A 17483-nucleotide genomic window follows, 5' to 3' on the forward strand; every position below is an offset into this window, starting at 1 on the left:
CTTCAGTATGATTTCGGCGAAGGACCGGTCATTGACGGGGCCCGAACGGTGCTGTTCGTGGCCTGGCTGGCCTGGTCCAGGTTCCGCATCGTGATCCCGCTGCGTGACCGGACGGCGCCGAGCGTGTTCTCCGCCCTGGACCGGTCATTCCGGCTGCTCGGCGGCGCGCCGACGTATTTGCTGACCGATAACGAGAAGACTGTCACCACCATGCATGTGGCCGGGGTGCCGGTGAGGAACCAGCAGACGCTGGCGTTCGCCAAGCACTACTCCATCGAGGTGCTCACGTGCCAGCCGGCGGATCCGGCGTCCAAGGGCGGGGTCGAATCGTCCGTGAAGATTGCCAAGGCAGACCTCGTGCCCAAGGACATTAACCTGAGAAACGCATACGCCTCGTTCGCCGAGCTTGAGGCGGCCTGCACCGCGTTCATGGACCAAGTCAACATGCGCGAGCACCGGACCACCCGCCGCCGCCCGATCGACATGCTCGCTGAGGAGGTTCCGTCCCTGCACCGCGTCCCGGACACTGCCCATACCCTCGCCTACGGGGTTGGGCGCCGGGTGCCGGAAAACACTCCGATGGTCTCGTTCGAAAACGCCCAATACTCCGTGCCTGCCCACCTGCTCGGGGCTGAGGTGTTCGTCCGCCTCCACGGGACCGGCCCGGACGCGCAGGTCGTAATCGTGCATGTCGGCCGGGGCGGGCCGGTCGAAGTCGCCCGCCACGCACTTGCCCGACCAGGGTCCCCGGCGATCCTGGACGCACATTTCCCGGACCACCAACAGAAGGTCCCTGGCGACTACACGCCCGTGCCTCGGTCCAAGGCGGAAGCCGAATTCCTGGGTATCGGCGCCGGAGCGAAAACCTGGCTGCTTGAGGCCGCCGCGGCCGGCGCGCAACGGATCAACGTGAAGATGGCTGAGGCCGTCGCGCTGGCGAAGATCGCCGGGGCCGACGAGGTCGACAAGGCCCTCGGCGTTGCCGCGATCCATCACCGCTTCGCGCACGGCGACCTCGCGTCGCTGCTGAACGCCGGCGGAAACCGCACCGGGCTGCGCAACGCCGCGGAGGATAAGTCCTTGACCCAGGGCACCGCCGGCTGGGCCGGGCTCGGCATGACCGGCGCTGCGGAGGAAGCACGTTGAGCATCACGACCGCGAACACAACCGCCCCGGCACTGCCCGCGGATCTCGAGGCGCTGATGCGTCAGCTGAAGATGCCCCACGCCCGTGCCATCGCCCCGGACGTCCTGGCCACCGCCCGCGCTCAGCGCTGGGAACCGGCCGAGGTCATCAAGGCCCTGCTCGCGGAGGAAACCAAGGGCCGGGCCCGGTCGATGCTTGCCACCCGCCGCAAAGCCGCAGGGTTTCCCACCGGCAAGACGTTCGCCCTCTGGGACGAAGCCGCGTCCTCGATCCCGGCACCGACCCAGCAGGCCCTGCGCACCCTGGAATGGATCCACCGGAAGGAAAACCTCGTCGTCTGCGGCCCCTCCGGGACCGGGAAGACATTCTTCCTCGAAGCCCTCGGCCAGCAGGCCGTAGAAGAAGGAATGCGGGTCGCGTGGTTCACCCTCGAGGACCTCGGCGCCCTCATCCGCTCGCACCGGGCTGACGATACCGTCACCCGCGCCGTGGCCAGGATCCTGCGCGCAGATCTCGTGGTCGTGGATGACATCGGCCTCCTGGCCGTGGCCACCGATGCCGCCGAAGGCCTCTACCGGGTCGTCGACGCGGCGTATGAAAAACGGGCCGTCGCGGTCTCTTCGAACCTTCACCCCGCCGGCTTCGACGAGCTCATGCCCAAAACCCTGGCCACCGCGACTGTGGACCGGCTCCTGCACCACGCTCACGTCTGCCAAACAACCGGCGATTCCATCCGCCTAACCCAGGCCCTTGCCGGAAAGGGCGTCATGCCACTGAACTAAACCCCGAACCGGTGGCCAGCACAACCCACTCCCAAGCGGGCAAACCAGCTGGCCACCACTGGGCAGTTTTTCTGGCCATCAGCGGGCAGAAATACCGGCCGTATATGGGCAATTCTCAATGGCCGTTGACAGTGAGGCCGTTCCTCGAACCAATCGAGATGGCATACGTCCTCGGACACGACGACCCCACCAGCGATCGGTCGTCGTACATGAGGGCACCCGCCGTTGAATTTGGAGTCGGCCTGCGGCACGCGGCCAGCATTGAATACGGGGAGCGTGATCTCGTCCCCGACTCTGCCAAGCCTCTGGGGAACAGGTCGATGTCGACTCTCATGCGCTGCCCGCCTGGGGACGAGAGCTGACACCTTGTTGCTTGATCGGTCCCGCAGTCGTCGGGAGCACCTCGTGGGTCCATCGCTGGGGGGAGTACAACTACCCGCTGACCTGCTGGCGTCCCGCCGGGCGGAGTATGTAGGGAGAACCGTGAGCGGAGCACGTTGACTGCCTATGCCTCGCAAAGGGGACCTCATGCAATAGCGGTAGACATTCACGACCCTTATGATCACAGCACTCAGGAAACTTGGGCATTGTGTCGTCCTAACGCGAACATCTCTACTCAAATTGCCCATGTTTTTAGAATCCGCCAAAACTACCGCGTAGTGGGGGCATGTCACAGTACGTGCTGCGCCAGATCTCCGCCAACTAGCGGAACCTGCCTTAGGGCAATCAGTCGGGAAGGCCCCGGCCGGTCACTGACCGGCCGGGCCTTTGGCATTCCTCTTCACGAGGCATGCTGCCCCTGCCGGCGCTGGCGCGGAGTCCTGCCGGGCGCCGGCGCCCGTCCGGAGGCGTTAGAGTTAAAAGGCATGTCTACCACCCGAAGGAGGGGCCGTTGGGACTCTTGGAGACCATCCGGAATCCGCAGGACCTGAGCAAGTTGTCTGCGGCGCAGCTGGATCAGCTGGCCGCCGAGGTCAGGGAATTCCTGATCGGCAACGTCTCCCAGACGGGCGGGCACCTTGGCCCCAACCTCGGCGTTGTCGAGCTGACCATGGCGGTGCACCGGATCTTCGACTCGCCCCGCGACAGTATCGTCTTTGACACCGGCCACCAGTCGTACGTGCACAAACTCCTCACCGGACGCCAGGATTTCAGCACCCTTCGCCAGCAGGACGGGCTGTCCGGATATCCTGACCGGGCCGAATCCGAGCACGACATCGTCGAAAGCTCACACGCCTCGTCCTCGCTGTCCTGGGCCGACGGGATTTCCCGTGCCCGGCAGCTGACCGGCGACGGCGACCGGTACGTTATCGCCGTCGTCGGGGACGGTGCCCTCACCGGCGGCATGGCATGGGAAGCCATCAACAACATCGCCGCCGACAAGAAGCGCCGCGTCGTCATCGTCGTCAATGACAACGGCCGGTCCTATGCCCCCACCGTTGGCGGATTTGCCGACTATCTTGCGTCCCTTCGCCCCACCATCGACTCGCTCCGGGCCGCACCGGCCTATGAAGGCGCTCTGGACTGGTGGAAGAAGAAGCTCCAGAGCGGCGGCCCGGTGGGCCAGTTCACCTACAAGAGCCTCCATGCGATGAAAAAGGGCATCAAGGACTGGTGGGCTCCCCAAGGCATGTTCGAAGACCTCGGCATGAAGTACATCGGCCCGGTGGACGGCCACAACCTCCAGGCCTTGGAGCATGCCCTCTCCACCGCCAAGAACTATGCCGGCCCGGTGATTGTGCACGCCATGACGGAGAAGGGCCACGGCTACGCGCCCGCACGCGCGCACGAAGCCGACCAGTTCCACGCAGTCGGGATCATCGACCCCGAGACCGGCGAACCCGCCGATGCCGGGGGTGCGAAGTCCTGGACCTCCGTCTTTGCGGATGAAATCGCCGACATCGCCGACGAGCGCAAGGACATCGTGGGGATCACCGGCGCGATGCTCATCCCCGTGGGCCTGCACAAGTTTGCCGCCCGCCACCCGGAGCGGGTGTTCGACGTCGGCATCGCCGAACAGCACGCCCTCACCTCCGCCGCCGGCATGGCCTTCGGCGGACTGCACCCTGTCGTGGCCGTTTACGCGACCTTCCTCAACCGGGCCTTCGACCAGCTGCTCATGGACGTTGCCTTGCACAAGGCGGGCGTGACCATCGTGCTGGACCGCGCCGGTGTCACGGGTCCCGACGGCGCGAGCCACCACGGCATGTGGGACATGGCGATGGTCCAGATCGTGCCCGGGCTGCACTTGGCGGCTCCGCGCGACGCCACAAGGCTCCGTGAAGAACTGCGCGAGGCCGTGGCCATCAAGGATGCCCCCACAGTGGTCCGCTACTCAAAGGGCACAGTCGGGGCAGAGATCGAAGCCATCGAGCGGCTGCGTGACGGCGTGGACGTCCTTGCCCGGCGTCCCTCCGGTTCCACCGAAAACGACGTCCTCATCGTCAGCGTGGGCGCCATGTCCGAACTCGCCCTCAACGTCTCAAACCGGCTCGGCGCGCAGGGCATCAGCTCCACCGTCGTCGATCCGCGATGGGTGCTTCCGGTCCGGGAATCGATCATCGCCCTGGCCGCCCGGCACCGCCTGGTGATCTGCATCGAGGACGGGGTCCGTGCCGGAGGTGTGGGGTCCAGGATCCGCCAGGAGATGCGTGCGGCCGGCGTGGATACGGCCCTGAATGAAGTGGGCCTGCCGGTGGAGTTCCTGGATCACGGCTCCCGCAGCCAGGTTCTGGAACGGGTCGGCCTCACCGCGCAGCAGATCACCCACGACGTTGTCGCACAGGTCCTGGGCACCAAGGTGCCCTTCGCCCGGCCCCTGCCGGGGCAGGAGCACCCCACCACGGGAAGCCTGCCCAAGCTGTAGGGATGGGTTCAGCGCCGGCTGGCGTCCCATGAGAATTACCAGGCCGTAGAGGCACAACTCCCACCGTTCGGCGGCACAGGCCGCGGGCGATCCAAAGGACGGGCATGAGCGGAATCATCCGGGTTTACAAGCGTGACGAAGAAGGGGTCCTCCAGTTCAGGGAGGCCTGGTTCGACGAGGACTACAGCCAGTTCGTGACGAACCACGGGACTGTAGGGCACCAGAGCAAGACCGACGAAACGGACGTCGCTGACAGCGAGGCGGCCGAGCGGCTGATGGATGCCTTCGCCGCGCAGTGCGCCGAAGACGGCTATGCCGAGATTCCCGAGGAAGAGCAGTACTGGGTGGTGGCGCAGTACGCCCTGAAGACGCGGGAAGGTACCAGCCGGGACCGGTATCTTGAGGAGAAAGCCAAGGATGCCCTGACCAGCCACCTTGCCTGGCGCGGGCTGGGAACGGTTGAGCGCTCGGAGTTCAGCGACTCCAAGCTCAACATTTTCTGCCTGTGTCCGGATGTGAACAAGGCCGTGAACGCCATCAAGGTCTGCATCCGCGGCGAGGACCTGGACTTCACCAAGCTCAGCATCGGTGCCGCCCCGTTCAGTGATCCAACTGCCCTGAAACTCAAGCACTCACCGAAGCAGGCCGTCGGGTTCGCGTTGTAGCGGCCGTTATAGGGTGTTTTCATGACTGAATATCGCCGTCTGGGAAAATCCGGACTGACTGTCTCTGTTGTGGGACTCGGCTGCAACAACCTGGGCCGGGCAAATACGGTGACGGAGTCACAGGAGGGGACTGACGCCGTCGTCCATGCCGCCCTTGACGCGGGGGTGACGTTGTTCGACGTCGCGGATTCCTACGGCCGGGAACCCGGCCTGAGTGAGACCATGCTCGGCAAGGCGCTTGGCAGCAGGCGCGACGAAGCTGTGGTGGCGACGAAATTCGGCCTGGATATGCGCGGGACCAACGGCAAGGATTACGGTGCCCGCGGTTCGCGGAGCTACATCATCCGCGCCGCCGAGGCTTCCCTCCGGCGGCTGGGCACGGACTGGATCGACCTGTACCAGTTTCACACCCCGGATCCGCTGACGCCGATCGAAGAGACGCTGGATGCCCTGAACGAGCTGGTGGCCAGCGGCAAGGTCCGGTACATCGGCCATTCCAACCGGGCAGGCTGGCAGATCGCCGAGGCCGACTTCGTGGCCCGGGCCCGGGGCGGGGCCCGTTTCATTTCGGCGCAGAACCACTACAACCTGCTGGACCGCCGCGCCGAGCTGGAGGTCATCCCGGCCGCTGAAGCCTATGGCATCGGTGTGCTGCCCTACTTCCCGCTGGCGAACGGACTGCTGACAGGAAAATACGCACCGCACCAGGCACCCGAAGGCTCGCGCCTGAGCCACACGCGCACGCACCTGGTGGACGACGCCGACTGGCAGCAGTTGAAACAGTTCAGCGCCTTTGCCGCGGACCGCGGCCTCACCGAAGTGCAGGTGGCGTTCTCCTGGCTGGCGGCGCAACCCGCCGTCAGCAGCGTCATCGCCGGAGCCACACGGCCCGAACAGGTCCGGCAGAACGCGGAAGCAGTGGCCTGGGTCCCGGACAAGGCGGAACTGGAAGAGCTGGACGCCATTTTCCCGCGGACCCCCAAGGTGGCCCTGTTCTGATGGACCGGTTCTGATGGATCCCGTTCACCCGGGCGCTGCCCCGATGGACGCTGCCTTGATGGATCCTGCTCCGGTGCGCTCCCTCCTGATGGACGTGGACACCGGGATCGACGACGCCCTGGCGCTGGTTTACCTGCTGTCCCGCCCGGAGGTCCGGATCGAGGCCATCACCTGCACGGCGGGCAACGTGGGCGCCCGGCAAGTGGCCCTGAACAACCTGGCACTGCTGCAGCTTTGCGGCCAATCCGGTGTGGAAGTGGCCATTGGTGCCGAAGTGCCGCTGGAGATTCCGCTGGTCACCACCGAGGAAACCCACGGCCCGCAGGGCATCGGCTATGCGGAGCTGCCGTTTCCGGCGCAGCAGATTTCCCCGCGCCATGCGGTGGACGTATGGGTGGACACCGTCCGGGCCAACCCGGGGGAGATCACGGGCCTCATCACCGGACCGCTGACCAACTTCGCACTGGCCCTGCGCCGCGAACCTGCTCTGCCTAAGCTGCTGAAGGGCCTCGTGATCATGGGCGGGTGCTTCAACTACCAGGGGAACACCACGCCCACGGCGGAATGGAACGTCTCCGTGGATCCCCACGCCGCGCAGGAGGTCTTTGCCGCCTACAGCGGCCTTCCCGCGGACAGCCTGCCCGTGGTGTGCGCGCTCGAGACCACCGAACGGATCGAGCTGCGGCCCGAGCACCTGCAAAGGCTGGCGGAGGCCTCCGGCGCGCAGGAACCGGAGCTCGTGCTTCCGGAACAGCCGGAAGGCCAGCGCAGCGCCTCGGACAATCCGCTCGTGGCCTGCATCTCTGACGCCGTCCGCTTTTACCTGGAATTCCACCGGCTGTACGGCCAAGGCTATGTCGCCCACATGCACGACGCCTTTGCAGCCGCGGCCGCCATAGGCCGCACGCCCATCCAGACGCGGCCGGCCACCGTGCATGTGGAAACCGAATCGTCCCGGCTTATTGGCACCACGGTGGCTGACTTCCGCGGCATCTGGAACGAACCGCCCAACGCCCGCATCGTGACGACGAACGACCCCCGGCAGTGCTTCGACGAGCTCATTTCCTCGGTGGCGGCACTGGCCCGCACCCTTCGGCCATAAGCCCCTGCGCTTCGGCCATAAGCGCGGAGTGGCGGCAGTGAATCCGTAGCACCGCGCCACCACGGATCGGTAGGATGGTAGCCGCGTCGAGGTGACATAGGCGCCACATTTCGCGTACGCGGAGGATCACGCCACGGGGCGGGGCCTGCCGTCATCAGCCTAAGGATCCACAATGTCACAGCCTTCCCTCACTCTCCCCAGCCCCGGCCAGCAGGCGGGACGAACCCGCCGACTGCTCGAACTGCTCGGCGCTGCCGCGATCGCGGGCACTTTCATCTACCTCGTCCTCACCCAGCCTGCCGACATCGCCAACGGACTTGGAAGCGTCTCCGCGCTGGTTGCCTTGGGCGGGTTCCTGCTCGGTGCGGCTCTGCTGATCGTGGGCGTGCTGCCCACGCTTCCCACCTCGACGGTAGTTCTCATCCCCGTGGCGCTGGTCCTGAACATCGTTCTCGGCCAGCTCATGGGGACCAGCGGACTGCCCTTCTACTTCGACGCCATCGGCACCGTGCTGATCGCCGTCCTGGCAGGCCCCGCCGCCGGTGCTGCGACCGGCGCCCTGAGCAGCATCGTCTGGTCCTTCATCAACCCCACTGTCCTGCCCTTCGCCGCCGGCGCCGCGCTCATCGGATTCCTCGCAGGTACTGCTGCACGCTACGGGCTCTTCCGCCGCTTTTACCTCGCCCCGGTGGCCGGTTTCCTCACCGGAATCCTGGCCGGTGTGGTGTCGGCCCCCGTTGCTGCCTTTGTTTTCGGTGGAACCTCCGGGGCCGGAACCGGCGCGATTGTCAGCGCCTTCCGCGCCATGGGCGACACCCTGCTTGCCGCCATCACCAAGCAGGCGCTGATCTCGGACCCCATGGACAAGGCCATCGTGTTCGCCATTGCGGCCATGCTCGTGTACGCCCTTCCCCGCCGCACCACCTTCCAGTTCCCGTTCGTGCGCCGCTTCAACGTCCTGGCCGGCAAGGAACCGGTCCAGAAGGACGGCTGAACGGTGGCGCCGCGGCTCAACCCCCTGACCCTGCTGGCCGCGGCCGCAGCAGTACTGGTGATGACGACGGCGGCCGCCAACTGGGCCGTGTCCCTCACCGTCGCCGCCGGCGCCGTGGCGCTGGCGGCGGCCTTCGGCCGCGCCCGCCGCGTCCTGCTCGCCGGTGGCGCCATCCTGGCGCCGTTCTGGCTTTCCTTGCTGGTGATGCATGGCCTTTTCTACCCTGAGGGCCGCACAGTGCTGGCGGGATGGGGACCGGCCAGAGTCACAGCCGAGGGCCTCGGCTTTGCCGTTGACATGGGGCTGCGCACATCAGCGTTCGTCTTCGTACTGATGCTGTTCTCCTTCAGTATCAGGGTGCCAGACCTGGTGGCCTCGCTGGTCGCCCTCCGCCTGCCGCCGCAGTTCGGCTACGTCCTGGCCTCGACTCTGATGCTGGCTCCCATCATCTCCGCCCGCCTTCAGAAGGTGCAACAGGCCCAGGAGTCGCGCGGACTGGTAGTGGAGCAGGGGCCCGTGAGCCGCCTGAAGGCAGTGCGGCTGCAGATGGTGCCGCTGGTGCTGGGCCTGGTCCACGACGCCGGAATCCGCGCCCAGGCGCTTGACGCCAGGGGCTTCCGGCGGGCTGGCCCGAGGACCAGTTACCGGGAAGTTCACGATTCAACAGCCCAGCGTGTTTTCCGGCTGGCTGTCCTCCTGCTCGCCGGGGCTGCGGTTGCCCTGCGGATCGTGGCTTCCACCAACGGCGGAGGCCTTGCATGAGCGGGCGGGATGTTGGCGCATGAGCGGGCAGGATGTTGGCGGTCGGGAGGCCGCCGGGTGGCAGAACATCCCCCCGACGACGCTGTGTGCGGCCATCGATGCGTTCACGTTCCATGGCGATACCGGGCCCGCGCTGCAGGCGGTTGAGGTTGAGGCTGCCCCGGGATCGCTGACGGCAGTGCTTGGGGGTTCCGGGAGCGGGAAGTCCACCCTGGGACGGTTGCTCGCCGCCTGGCTGGCAGGAGGACGCGACGGCGTGCTCAGGGGGTCGCTGCAGCTGGTGGCAGGAGAGGGCCAGGAGGGCGGGCGCCGCCTGGTGTTTTCCGGGTCGGATGAAGACCCTCGGATCGACTCTGCGGCCTGGGCTGACCATGTGGGCTACGTGCCGCAGGATGCTGCCGCCATGCTCTCAGGCGTCCGCGGCACTGTGGAGGAGGAGCTGGCCTTCGGGCTGGAGAACCGCGGGACGGCGCGGTCCGAGATGACCGCGACCGTGGCTGAAACGGCCCGGCGCACTGGCCTCACCGCGCTCCTGGAACGTGACCCCGCAACCCTTTCCGGGGGAGAGCTGCGGCGCCTTGCCATAGGCTGCGCCATCATCGGCGATCCGGGCGTCCTGATTCTGGATGAACCACTGTCATCCCTCGATTCCGCCGGAGAGCTGACCGTGATGGCGCTCGTCAAGGACCTGAGGGCCCGCGGAGCGGCCGTGGTGGTCCTCACCCAGCACGCCGGCGCGCTGACGCGGCAGGCCGAGCACTGGCTGGTCCTGGAAGACGGAGCAGCCAAGGCGGCCGGGCCCCCGGACCGGTTGCTGGCCGGCGGCTCGCTGGCCAGTTCAGGTGTTGTTGTCAGCGAGCCGCGGGCGCTGACCGCGGCCGGGGACAGCCCTCGGCCAGTCCCGGCCGCCGCGCCCTCTGCTGCGTACACGCCAGTACCGGCCATGGAGTTGCCGCCTGCCCCGGACGTGGCACCTTCGCTGGAACTGGAAGGCCTGTCCTTCGGGTTCGGTGCCAAGGACTCCAGCTCCCCGCTCCTGCTGGAGAACATCAACCTGGACGTGCGGCCCGGGGAGATAGTGGCGGTGACAGGTCCGAACGGCGCCGGCAAATCGACACTGCTGCGGCTGTTCAACGGGCTGCTGCGGCCGCTGCGTGGCGACATCCGCGTCGCCGGCAAGGCGATCGCGGGTGTTCCCACCGGCATCGTCGCCGACCGGCTCGGCCTGCTGTTTCAGCATCCCCACGACCAGTTGTTCGAACGGACTGCAGAGCGCGAGGTGCTGTTCGGACTGGAGCGGCTCTTCGGGCAGGAGGCACCGGCGAAGGCCGCTGCAGCGCTGGAGGCCGTGGGTCTCGGCGGGTCAGGCGCAGTCCATCCGCACGAACTTTCCGGCTCGGCTCAGCGGCTGCTGGCGCTGGCCACGGTTCTGGCCCGGGAGCCGGCGGTACTTGCGCTGGACGAACCCACGGTCGCCCTTGATGCCCATGGCCTGGATCGGCTGACCGCCGCCATTACAGCGGCGGCCGGCCGTGGCGCCGCCGTCGTGATGGTCACGCATGACCTGCCGTTTGCGCGTGCGCATGCTCACCGGACGCTGGCGCTTCAGGGCGGAGCCCTGGTGGGCCGCTAGGAAATTCTGGGAGGAGCCGTGGTTTTGCGCACCACCAAATGCGGCGTCCTCACCACGTGGGCGGGTTCCTGCGACCGTTCGATCCGGTCCACAGCCTGCTGGACAGCTGTTGCTGCGAGCAGCGGCGCGTCCTGGCTGACCGAGGACAGCTGCATGTAGCTGAGCCGGGCAAACTGGCTGTCGTCGTATCCAAGCACGGAGACATCGTCAGGCACTTTCAGCCCGTCGGCACGCAAGCCTTCGATCAGGCCGAGGGCAGTCCTGTCGTTAAAGGCGACGACGCCTGACGGGAGGTCGGCCCCCAGGGACCGGAAGGCCGTCAGGCCGTCTTCTTCGGTGGGTCCGCCGGGGATTATCCTCGCCTCCAGGCCGTGCCGCTCCATTTCAGTTCGGAAGGCCGCGCGGCGCTGGTCGGCGGAAACGGCTGTGCCGCCGTCGACATGCACGATGTTCCGGTGACCGAGGCCGGCGAGGTGCTCAACGGCCATGCGGATGCCGGCCTGGTCGTCGCTGCTGACCGCGTCCACCAGGCTGCCCACGTCGTCCCGGAGGAGGCTAACGACGGGCACCTGGCCGGCAAACCGCTCAAGCTCCTGGCTGCCCAGTGTCGGAGAAATCATGATGAGTGCCTCGGAACCAACATCGAGCAGGGATTCGATGGCCCGGGTCTCGGGGCGGCCGTGGGCAACCGCGCTCAATGCGATTTCGTAGCCATGCGCCGCCGCCTCTGCATAGGCAGCATCCACTATTTCCGCGTGAAAGGGCTGGGCGCTGAAGAAACTCAGGCCCAGGAGCCTGGTGCGGCTGCTGCGCAGCAGGCGGGCCCGGCTGTCGGGCCGGTAGCCGAGTTCCCGTGCTGCCTCAAGCACCTTTTGCCGGGTGGATTCCGCTGCGCCGGGCGCTCCGCGCATGACGATGGAAACCAGCGCCCGCGAGACGCCGGCCGCTGCGGCCACGTCCATCAGCGTTGGGCGTCGTTGCTGTTCCGTCATGTTCCTCCTCTGTCCGGATCATTCTATAGAACGATCTAGACAGGACGGGCATGGGGTGCAATATTGGTCTACTAGAACGATCTAAATGCCTATCCCACTATCGACTAGAAATCCCGGGAGTATCCATGAGCTATCTACAGCATCCGGTCAACGCCGACCGGCCCGCCCGCATCGCCCTGATCGGTGCCGGCTGGATTGGAAGTTTCCACGCTGAATCTGTTGCCCGCCGCATCTCCGGCGCCCGACTCGAAGCCATCGCGGATCCGTCGCTGCCCGCTGTGGAAGCCCTTGCCGGGAGGCTGGGAGTTGCCAAAATCAGCGCTGATCCTGCCGATGTGTTCAATGATCCGGACGTGGATGCCGTGCTGATTGCGGCTCCGGCCCGGTTCCACTCGGCTCTGATCGCGGCGGCAGCCCGTGCCGGGAAGGACGTGTTCTGCGAAAAGCCCGGCGGGCGCACGGTCGAGGAACTGGACGGTGCGATGGCGGCAGCGGACGCCGCCGGAATCATGGTTCAGTTCGGCTTCAACCGGCGCTACGCAACGGATTTTGCCGCGGCACGGAAGCTCATTGACGACGGCGCAGTGGGAACCCCCCAGCTCCTCCGGTCGCTGACGCGCGATCCGGGTACAGAGGCCGGCATCGCCAACCCGGAGCGCATCCCGCCGGGAACGATCTTCCTGGAGACTCTGATCCATGACTTCGACACGCTGAACTGGCTGAACCCCGGCGCCGTTCCCGTCCAGGTGCACGCTGTGGCGGACGCCCTGGTGGCTCCCGAGGCCAAAGACGGAGGGCTGCTGGATACAGCGGTGGTGACAGTGACCTACAGCAACGGGGCAATAGCGGTGGCGGAAGCGAACTTCAACGCGCTCTACGGCTATGACGTCCGCGGTGAGGTGTTCGGCTCGGCCGGCATGGTGACTGCGGGCGGACCGCAAGCCTCCAGTGCAACAAGCTATACCGCGGCCGGCATCGGCTCTGCGACGGTGCGTCTGAATGTGGACCTCTTTCATGATGCCTACACGTTGGAGGTGGCCGACTTTGCCGAAGCGGTGAAAGCCCGCCGCGACGGCCTCCAGGCCTCAGCGAAACCAGGCCCGGGCTGGGCAGACGCGCGTAACGCCCTCGCGGTGGCACTGGCGGCGTCACGGTCGGCCGACACCGGACTGCCTGTCGAGGTCTCGTCGGTTGCAGAGCTGCGGCCAGCCGGGCAGCAACTGCACACGGTGGTGGATGCCGTATGAGCTTCCGGCTGGCCGTCTGCGCCGAGATGCTCTACGGCGGACTTCCCTTGGCCGAACGGGTTCAGCGGATCCATGGGCAGGGCTTTGAGGTGGAGCTCTGGGATACCCGCGCCAGGGATATCACTGCACTTGCCGCGACTGTGGCCGCTTCTCCTCAATGAGCGGCTACTTCGGAGGCAGCCTCATCGATCCCGACAGCGCCCATGAGGTGCTGGCCTCCGCCGAGAAGCTCATTCCGACTGCTTTGGAACTCGGCGTCGAGCGAATGGTGGTTCACCCGGCTGAGCTCGGCGAGGGTGGCCACGCGGTCAGGCCAGTCCACCGTGCGACGGGCCAGATGTGGCTGACCGGACTGCGCACTCTGGAACGCCTGGGCAGCTTGGGCGAGAAGCACGGCGTGACGTTTGTGCTGGAGAACCTGAACACCATCGTGGACCACCCAGGCATCCCGCTGGCGCGCGCAAAGGACACCCTGGCGCTCGTCACGGCGGCTCACCACCCCAACGTGAAGATGATGCTTGACCTCTACCACGCTCAGATCGGAGAGGGGAACCTCATCGAACTGGTGCGGGAAGCCCTGCCCTGGATCGGAGAGATCCAGGTCGCTGACGTACCCGGCCGCTTCGAACCCGGTACAGGCGAGATCAACTACCGTGCCGTCGCCTCGGCGCTGGCGGATGCCGGGTACTCCGGCGTCGTTGGGCTGGAGGCCGGTGCATCCGGCGGTCAAGGCGTGGAAGCGGGGGACACCGCCCTCGCCGCGTTCAGGGCAGCTTTCGACGTCTGAGCCGTGGCGCCGGCTGCCTCCGGGCTTACGGCCGGGAGGCAACACCCGCGGGAAGGAACCGCCTGCCGTTGACGCGCTCTGATGCGCCCACCCGGTCCAGGTAGGGGGTGATGCCGCCCAGGAACATGGGCCAGCCGGCGCCAAGGATCATGCAGAGGTCGATGTCCTCCGGACCAGCCACGACGCCTTCGTCGAGCATCAGCCCGATTTCCTCTGCCAGGGCATCCTGCGTCCGGCGCAGGACTTCCTCACCGGTCGAGGGGGACGTGCCGAACGACAGCAGTGCCATGGTGCTCTGCGGTATCTCCTGGCCACCGTCGGCCGCCGGTACCCACAGCGACTTGACCCCGTTATCGATCAGCTTCTGGAGGTTCTGGGATACCTTGAAGCGGCCTCCAAATGCGGCGTGGAGTGACTCCTGGACGTGCTGTGCCACGGGAAGCCCCACCATCGCGCCCAGCGTGAACGGCGTCATGGGCAGGCCCATCGGGCGCAGGGCGTTGTCCGCGACCTCCGCCGGGGTGCCTTCATCGAAGGCGGCGGTGACTTCGCCCATAAGCCGCAGCAGGATGCGGTTGACCACGAAGGCCGGGGCGTCCTTGACCAGGACGGCGGTTTTCTTCAGTCCTTTGGCCAGTTCAAAAGCGGTGGCCAGCACGGCGTCGTCGGTCTTGGGGGCGCGGACGACTTCCAGCAGCGGCATGACGGCCACCGGGTTGAAGAAGTGGAATCCCACCAGGCGCTCAGGATTCTTCAGATCCGCAGACATGGCTGTCACGGACAACGACGACGTGTTGGTGGCGAGGATGCAGTCTGGGGAGACCACGGCCTCCAGCTCCGCGAACACCTGCTTCTTGACGTTCAGTTCCTCGAACACGGCCTCGATGACAAAGTCGGCATCCGCAAACAGCTCCTTCGAGACGGACCCCGTGACAAGCGCCTTGATCCGGTTTGCCGCGTCCGGGCTGATCCGCTTCTTGCCGAGCAGCTTGTCGGCCTCGGCGTGGACGTAGCCCACCCCCTTGTCCACGCGGGCCTGGTCGATGTCGGTCATGACGACAGGAACCTTGAGCTGGCGGGCGAACAGGAGGGCCAGCTGGCTGGCCATCAGTCCCGCGCCGACGACGCCGACCTTCGTCACGGGGCGGGCGAGGCTCCGGTCGGGTGCGCCGGCAGGGCGCTTGGAGCGTTTCTGCACGAGGTCCAGGAAAGCATAGACCGTTGAGCGGAACTCGTCGGTCTGCATGAGCCCTGCCAGGGTTTCACACTCCATGGCCGCCGATTCCGCCTGTGAGATGGTCCGGTTGGCTTCCATGATGTCCAGGACCTTGGCCGGCGCGGGCGAGGCGTTCGACGTCTTGCTCTCCACGAAGGCGCGTCCGGCGCCCACGGCACCCGCCCAGCGGGCGGCCACCCCGGGGTCGGAGGGGTCGACGGCGTTCGGCCGTTCCGGGGCAACCTCACCCGAGATGACTTTCGCGGCCCATGCGAGGGACTGTTCCACGAAGTCGGCAGGTTCGAACATGGCATCGGCGATGCCCAGCTTGTAAGCCTCAGGCCCGGACAGCGTGCGGTTGTTGCTGAGCGGGTTCTCGATCATGACCTTGACTGCGTTTTCAGGGCCGATCAGCCTGGGCAGCACGTAGACTCCGCCCCAGCCGGGGACGAGTCCGATGAAAGCCTCAGGAAGGGCCAGGGCGCCGGCGCCGGATGACACCGTGCGGTAGGTGGACTGCAGGGCGATTTCCAGCCCGCCGCCGAGGGCCACACCGTTGATGAAGGCGAAGCTGGGAACGCCGAGGTTTGCGAGGGTGGCGTAGACCTCGTGCCCCAGCTGGGCCATCCACAGGCCGTGCTCGCGGCTGTTGAGTGACTTCACGGCAGAGAGATCAGCGCCGGCCACGAGGAAGTGGGGCTTGCCCGTCACTCCAACGCCTACGATCTCCCCTCTTGCTGCGCGGTCCCGCAGTCCTTCAAGCACCGTACCGAGCTCAACGAGCGTGTTGGGGCCCAGTGTGGTCGGCTTGGTATGGTCCAGGCTGTTGTCCAGGGTGATGAGCGCGAACGTGCCCCCGCCGGATCCGGCAGGCGCGGCAGGCAATTCGATGTCCCGGACGTAGGAGTGCGTAACGGTCTCGTCGGGGAAGAGGTCGGCAAGCTTGCTGAATTCTGCGGCGCTCATGCTGTGGCTCCTGCTGTTTCGATGTCGGTACCGCTGTAATCGGCGTGGTGAGGGTTTTCCCAGATGACGGTCGCCCCCATGCCGAGGCCGACGCACATGGCCGTGACTCCGTAGCGGACGGAGGGATCTTCCTCGAACTGCCGGGCCAGCTGGTTCATGAGCCGGATGCCCGAGGACGCGAGGGGGTGGCCCACCGCAATGGCGCCGCCGTAGCGGTTGACACGGGGGTCGTCGTCGGCGATCCCAAAGTGCTCGAGGAAGCTCAGGACCTGGACAGCAAACGCTTCGTTGATTTCGAACAGGCCAATGTCCCCGATTTCCAGGCCGGCTTTGGCAAGTGCCTTTTCGGTGGAGGGGACAGGTCCGATGCCCATGAATTCCGGCTCAACACCCGCGTAGGCATAACTGACCAGCCGCATCTTGACGCCCAGCCCCAGTTCTGCCGCGGCATCGGAGGATGCCAGCAGCGCCGCCGTGGCGCCGTCGTTCAGTCCGGCGGCGTTGCCTGCCGTGACGCGGCCATGCGGACGGAACGGCGTCCGAAGGGCGGCAAGGTCTTCCAGCGTTGTCCCCGGGCGTGGCGGCTCGTCCACGGTGTTGACGGTCCAGCCCTCTCCGGGCTTCATGGTTGCCACGGGGACAAGGTCCGGCTGGATCAGTCCCGTGCCGTAGGCTGCCTGCAGCTTGTCCTGGGACGAGACTGCGTACGCGTCGGTGCGGTCCTTGGTGATGGCGGGAAAGCGGTCGTGCAGGTTTTCGGCGGTGTTGCCCATGTTGAGGGCGGCCGGGTCCACGAGCCGCTCGGACATGAAGCGCGGATTGGGGTCGGCGCCGTCACCCATCGGGTGGTTGCCCATGTGTTCCACGCCGCCGGCGATCACGACGTCGTAGGCGCCGAAGGCGATGCCGCCGGCGGTTGTGGTGACCGCCGTCATGGCTCCAGCGCACATGCGGTCGACGGCAAAGCCGGGAACCGTTCGGGGGAGTCCTGCCAGGAGGGCGGCAGTCCGCCCGATGGTGAGGCCCTGGTCGCCTGTCTGTGTGGTTGCCGCCACGGCCACCTCGTCGATGCGCTCGGCGGGCAGCCCTGGGTTGCGGCGCATCAGTTCGCGGATGCATTTAACCACCAGGTCGTCTGCCCGCGTGCCGGCGTAAATGCCTTTGTCTCCGGCCCGGCCGAACGGTGTGCGCACGCCGTCCACGAAGACGACGTCGCGGACAGCTCGATGGTTTCCGCTGCTTCGGTGTTGGCTCACGTGCTGCTCCTCATTGAGACGGGGGTGCCGGATCCTGACCGGGTGCCCGAGGGATCCGGGCGTCACCGAG

Annotated in this window: 13 protein-coding genes and 1 pseudogene; 11 read left to right on the forward strand and 3 right to left on the reverse strand. The window is 66.6% G+C overall.

Going from position 1 to position 17483, the window contains the following annotated elements:
* The 9 genes from AC6CH3_RS11475 to AC6CH3_RS11515 all read left to right on the forward strand — a co-directional run.
* On the forward strand, nt 1–1146 hold a 1146-nt coding region (locus AC6CH3_RS11475), incomplete at its 5' end, for a DDE-type integrase/transposase/recombinase (RefSeq protein ID WP_498132562.1).
* Nucleotides 1143–1928 (forward strand): IS21-like element helper ATPase IstB, encoded by a 786-nt coding sequence (gene istB / locus AC6CH3_RS11480; protein WP_354255748.1) that lies wholly within the window; start codon nt 1143–1145, stop codon nt 1926–1928. The genes AC6CH3_RS11475 and istB, both read left to right, overlap by 4 nt.
* An 892-nt stretch (nt 1929–2820) precedes the next feature.
* Nucleotides 2821–4794 carry a 1-deoxy-D-xylulose-5-phosphate synthase gene (gene dxs / locus AC6CH3_RS11485; protein ID WP_498132563.1) on the forward strand — a complete coding sequence of 658 codons (1974 nt, stop codon included), beginning with the start codon at nt 2821–2823 and terminating at the stop codon, nt 4792–4794.
* A gap of 104 nt (nt 4795–4898) precedes the next feature.
* Entirely contained in the window at nt 4899–5459 is a 561-nt protein-coding gene (locus AC6CH3_RS11490) for a hypothetical protein (protein WP_498132564.1), read from the forward strand.
* Nucleotides 5460–5480: 21 nt separating this feature from the next.
* Entirely contained in the window at nt 5481–6458 is a 978-nt protein-coding gene (locus AC6CH3_RS11495) for an aldo/keto reductase (protein ID WP_498132565.1), read from the forward strand.
* A gap of 73 nt (nt 6459–6531) precedes the next feature.
* Nucleotides 6532–7560 (forward strand): nucleoside hydrolase, encoded by a 1029-nt coding sequence (locus tag AC6CH3_RS11500; RefSeq protein WP_498132680.1) that lies wholly within the window; start codon nt 6532–6534, stop codon nt 7558–7560.
* Nucleotides 7561–7732: 172 nt separating this feature from the next.
* Nucleotides 7733–8554, forward strand: coding sequence for an ECF transporter S component (locus AC6CH3_RS11505; RefSeq protein WP_498132566.1), 822 nt, complete (start codon nt 7733–7735; stop codon nt 8552–8554).
* Nucleotides 8555–8557: 3 nt separating this feature from the next.
* Nucleotides 8558–9316 carry an energy-coupling factor transporter transmembrane component T gene (locus AC6CH3_RS11510; protein ID WP_498132567.1) on the forward strand — a complete coding sequence of 253 codons (759 nt, stop codon included), beginning with the start codon at nt 8558–8560 and terminating at the stop codon, nt 9314–9316.
* Nucleotides 9317–9335: 19 nt separating this feature from the next.
* A complete protein-coding gene (locus tag AC6CH3_RS11515) occupies nt 9336–10949 on the forward strand; it encodes an ABC transporter ATP-binding protein (protein ID WP_498132568.1) in 1614 nt (537 codons plus the stop codon).
* Here AC6CH3_RS11515 and AC6CH3_RS11520 read toward each other — a convergent pair.
* Nucleotides 10946–11941, reverse strand: a complete 996-nt coding sequence (locus AC6CH3_RS11520) for a LacI family DNA-binding transcriptional regulator (protein ID WP_498132569.1) — start codon at nt 11939–11941, stop codon at nt 10946–10948. The genes AC6CH3_RS11515 and AC6CH3_RS11520 overlap by 4 nt on opposite strands.
* 125 nt (nt 11942–12066) lie before the next feature.
* Between AC6CH3_RS11520 and AC6CH3_RS11525 the strand changes: the two genes are divergently transcribed.
* Nucleotides 12067–13188, forward strand: a complete 1122-nt coding sequence (locus AC6CH3_RS11525; protein WP_498132570.1) for a Gfo/Idh/MocA family oxidoreductase — start codon at nt 12067–12069, stop codon at nt 13186–13188.
* Nucleotides 13185–13975, forward strand: a pseudogene (locus tag AC6CH3_RS11530) (TIM barrel protein). The gene AC6CH3_RS11525 and the pseudogene AC6CH3_RS11530 overlap by 4 nt, the downstream one beginning before the upstream one ends.
* Before the next feature lie 25 nt (nt 13976–14000).
* On the opposite strand, the gene AC6CH3_RS11535 reads toward AC6CH3_RS11530, so the two are convergent.
* Together AC6CH3_RS11535 and AC6CH3_RS11540 are read right to left on the reverse strand one after the other, a co-directional pair.
* Nucleotides 14001–16157, reverse strand: a complete 2157-nt coding sequence (locus tag AC6CH3_RS11535; protein WP_498132571.1) for a 3-hydroxyacyl-CoA dehydrogenase NAD-binding domain-containing protein — start codon at nt 16155–16157, stop codon at nt 14001–14003.
* Nucleotides 16154–17413 (reverse strand): thiolase family protein, encoded by a 1260-nt coding sequence (locus tag AC6CH3_RS11540; protein ID WP_498132572.1) that lies wholly within the window; start codon nt 17411–17413, stop codon nt 16154–16156. The genes AC6CH3_RS11535 and AC6CH3_RS11540 overlap by 4 nt, the downstream gene beginning before the upstream one ends.
* Nucleotides 17414–17483 lie beyond the last annotated feature (70 nt).

The organism is Arthrobacter sp. GQ119 (genome assembly GCF_059759125.1).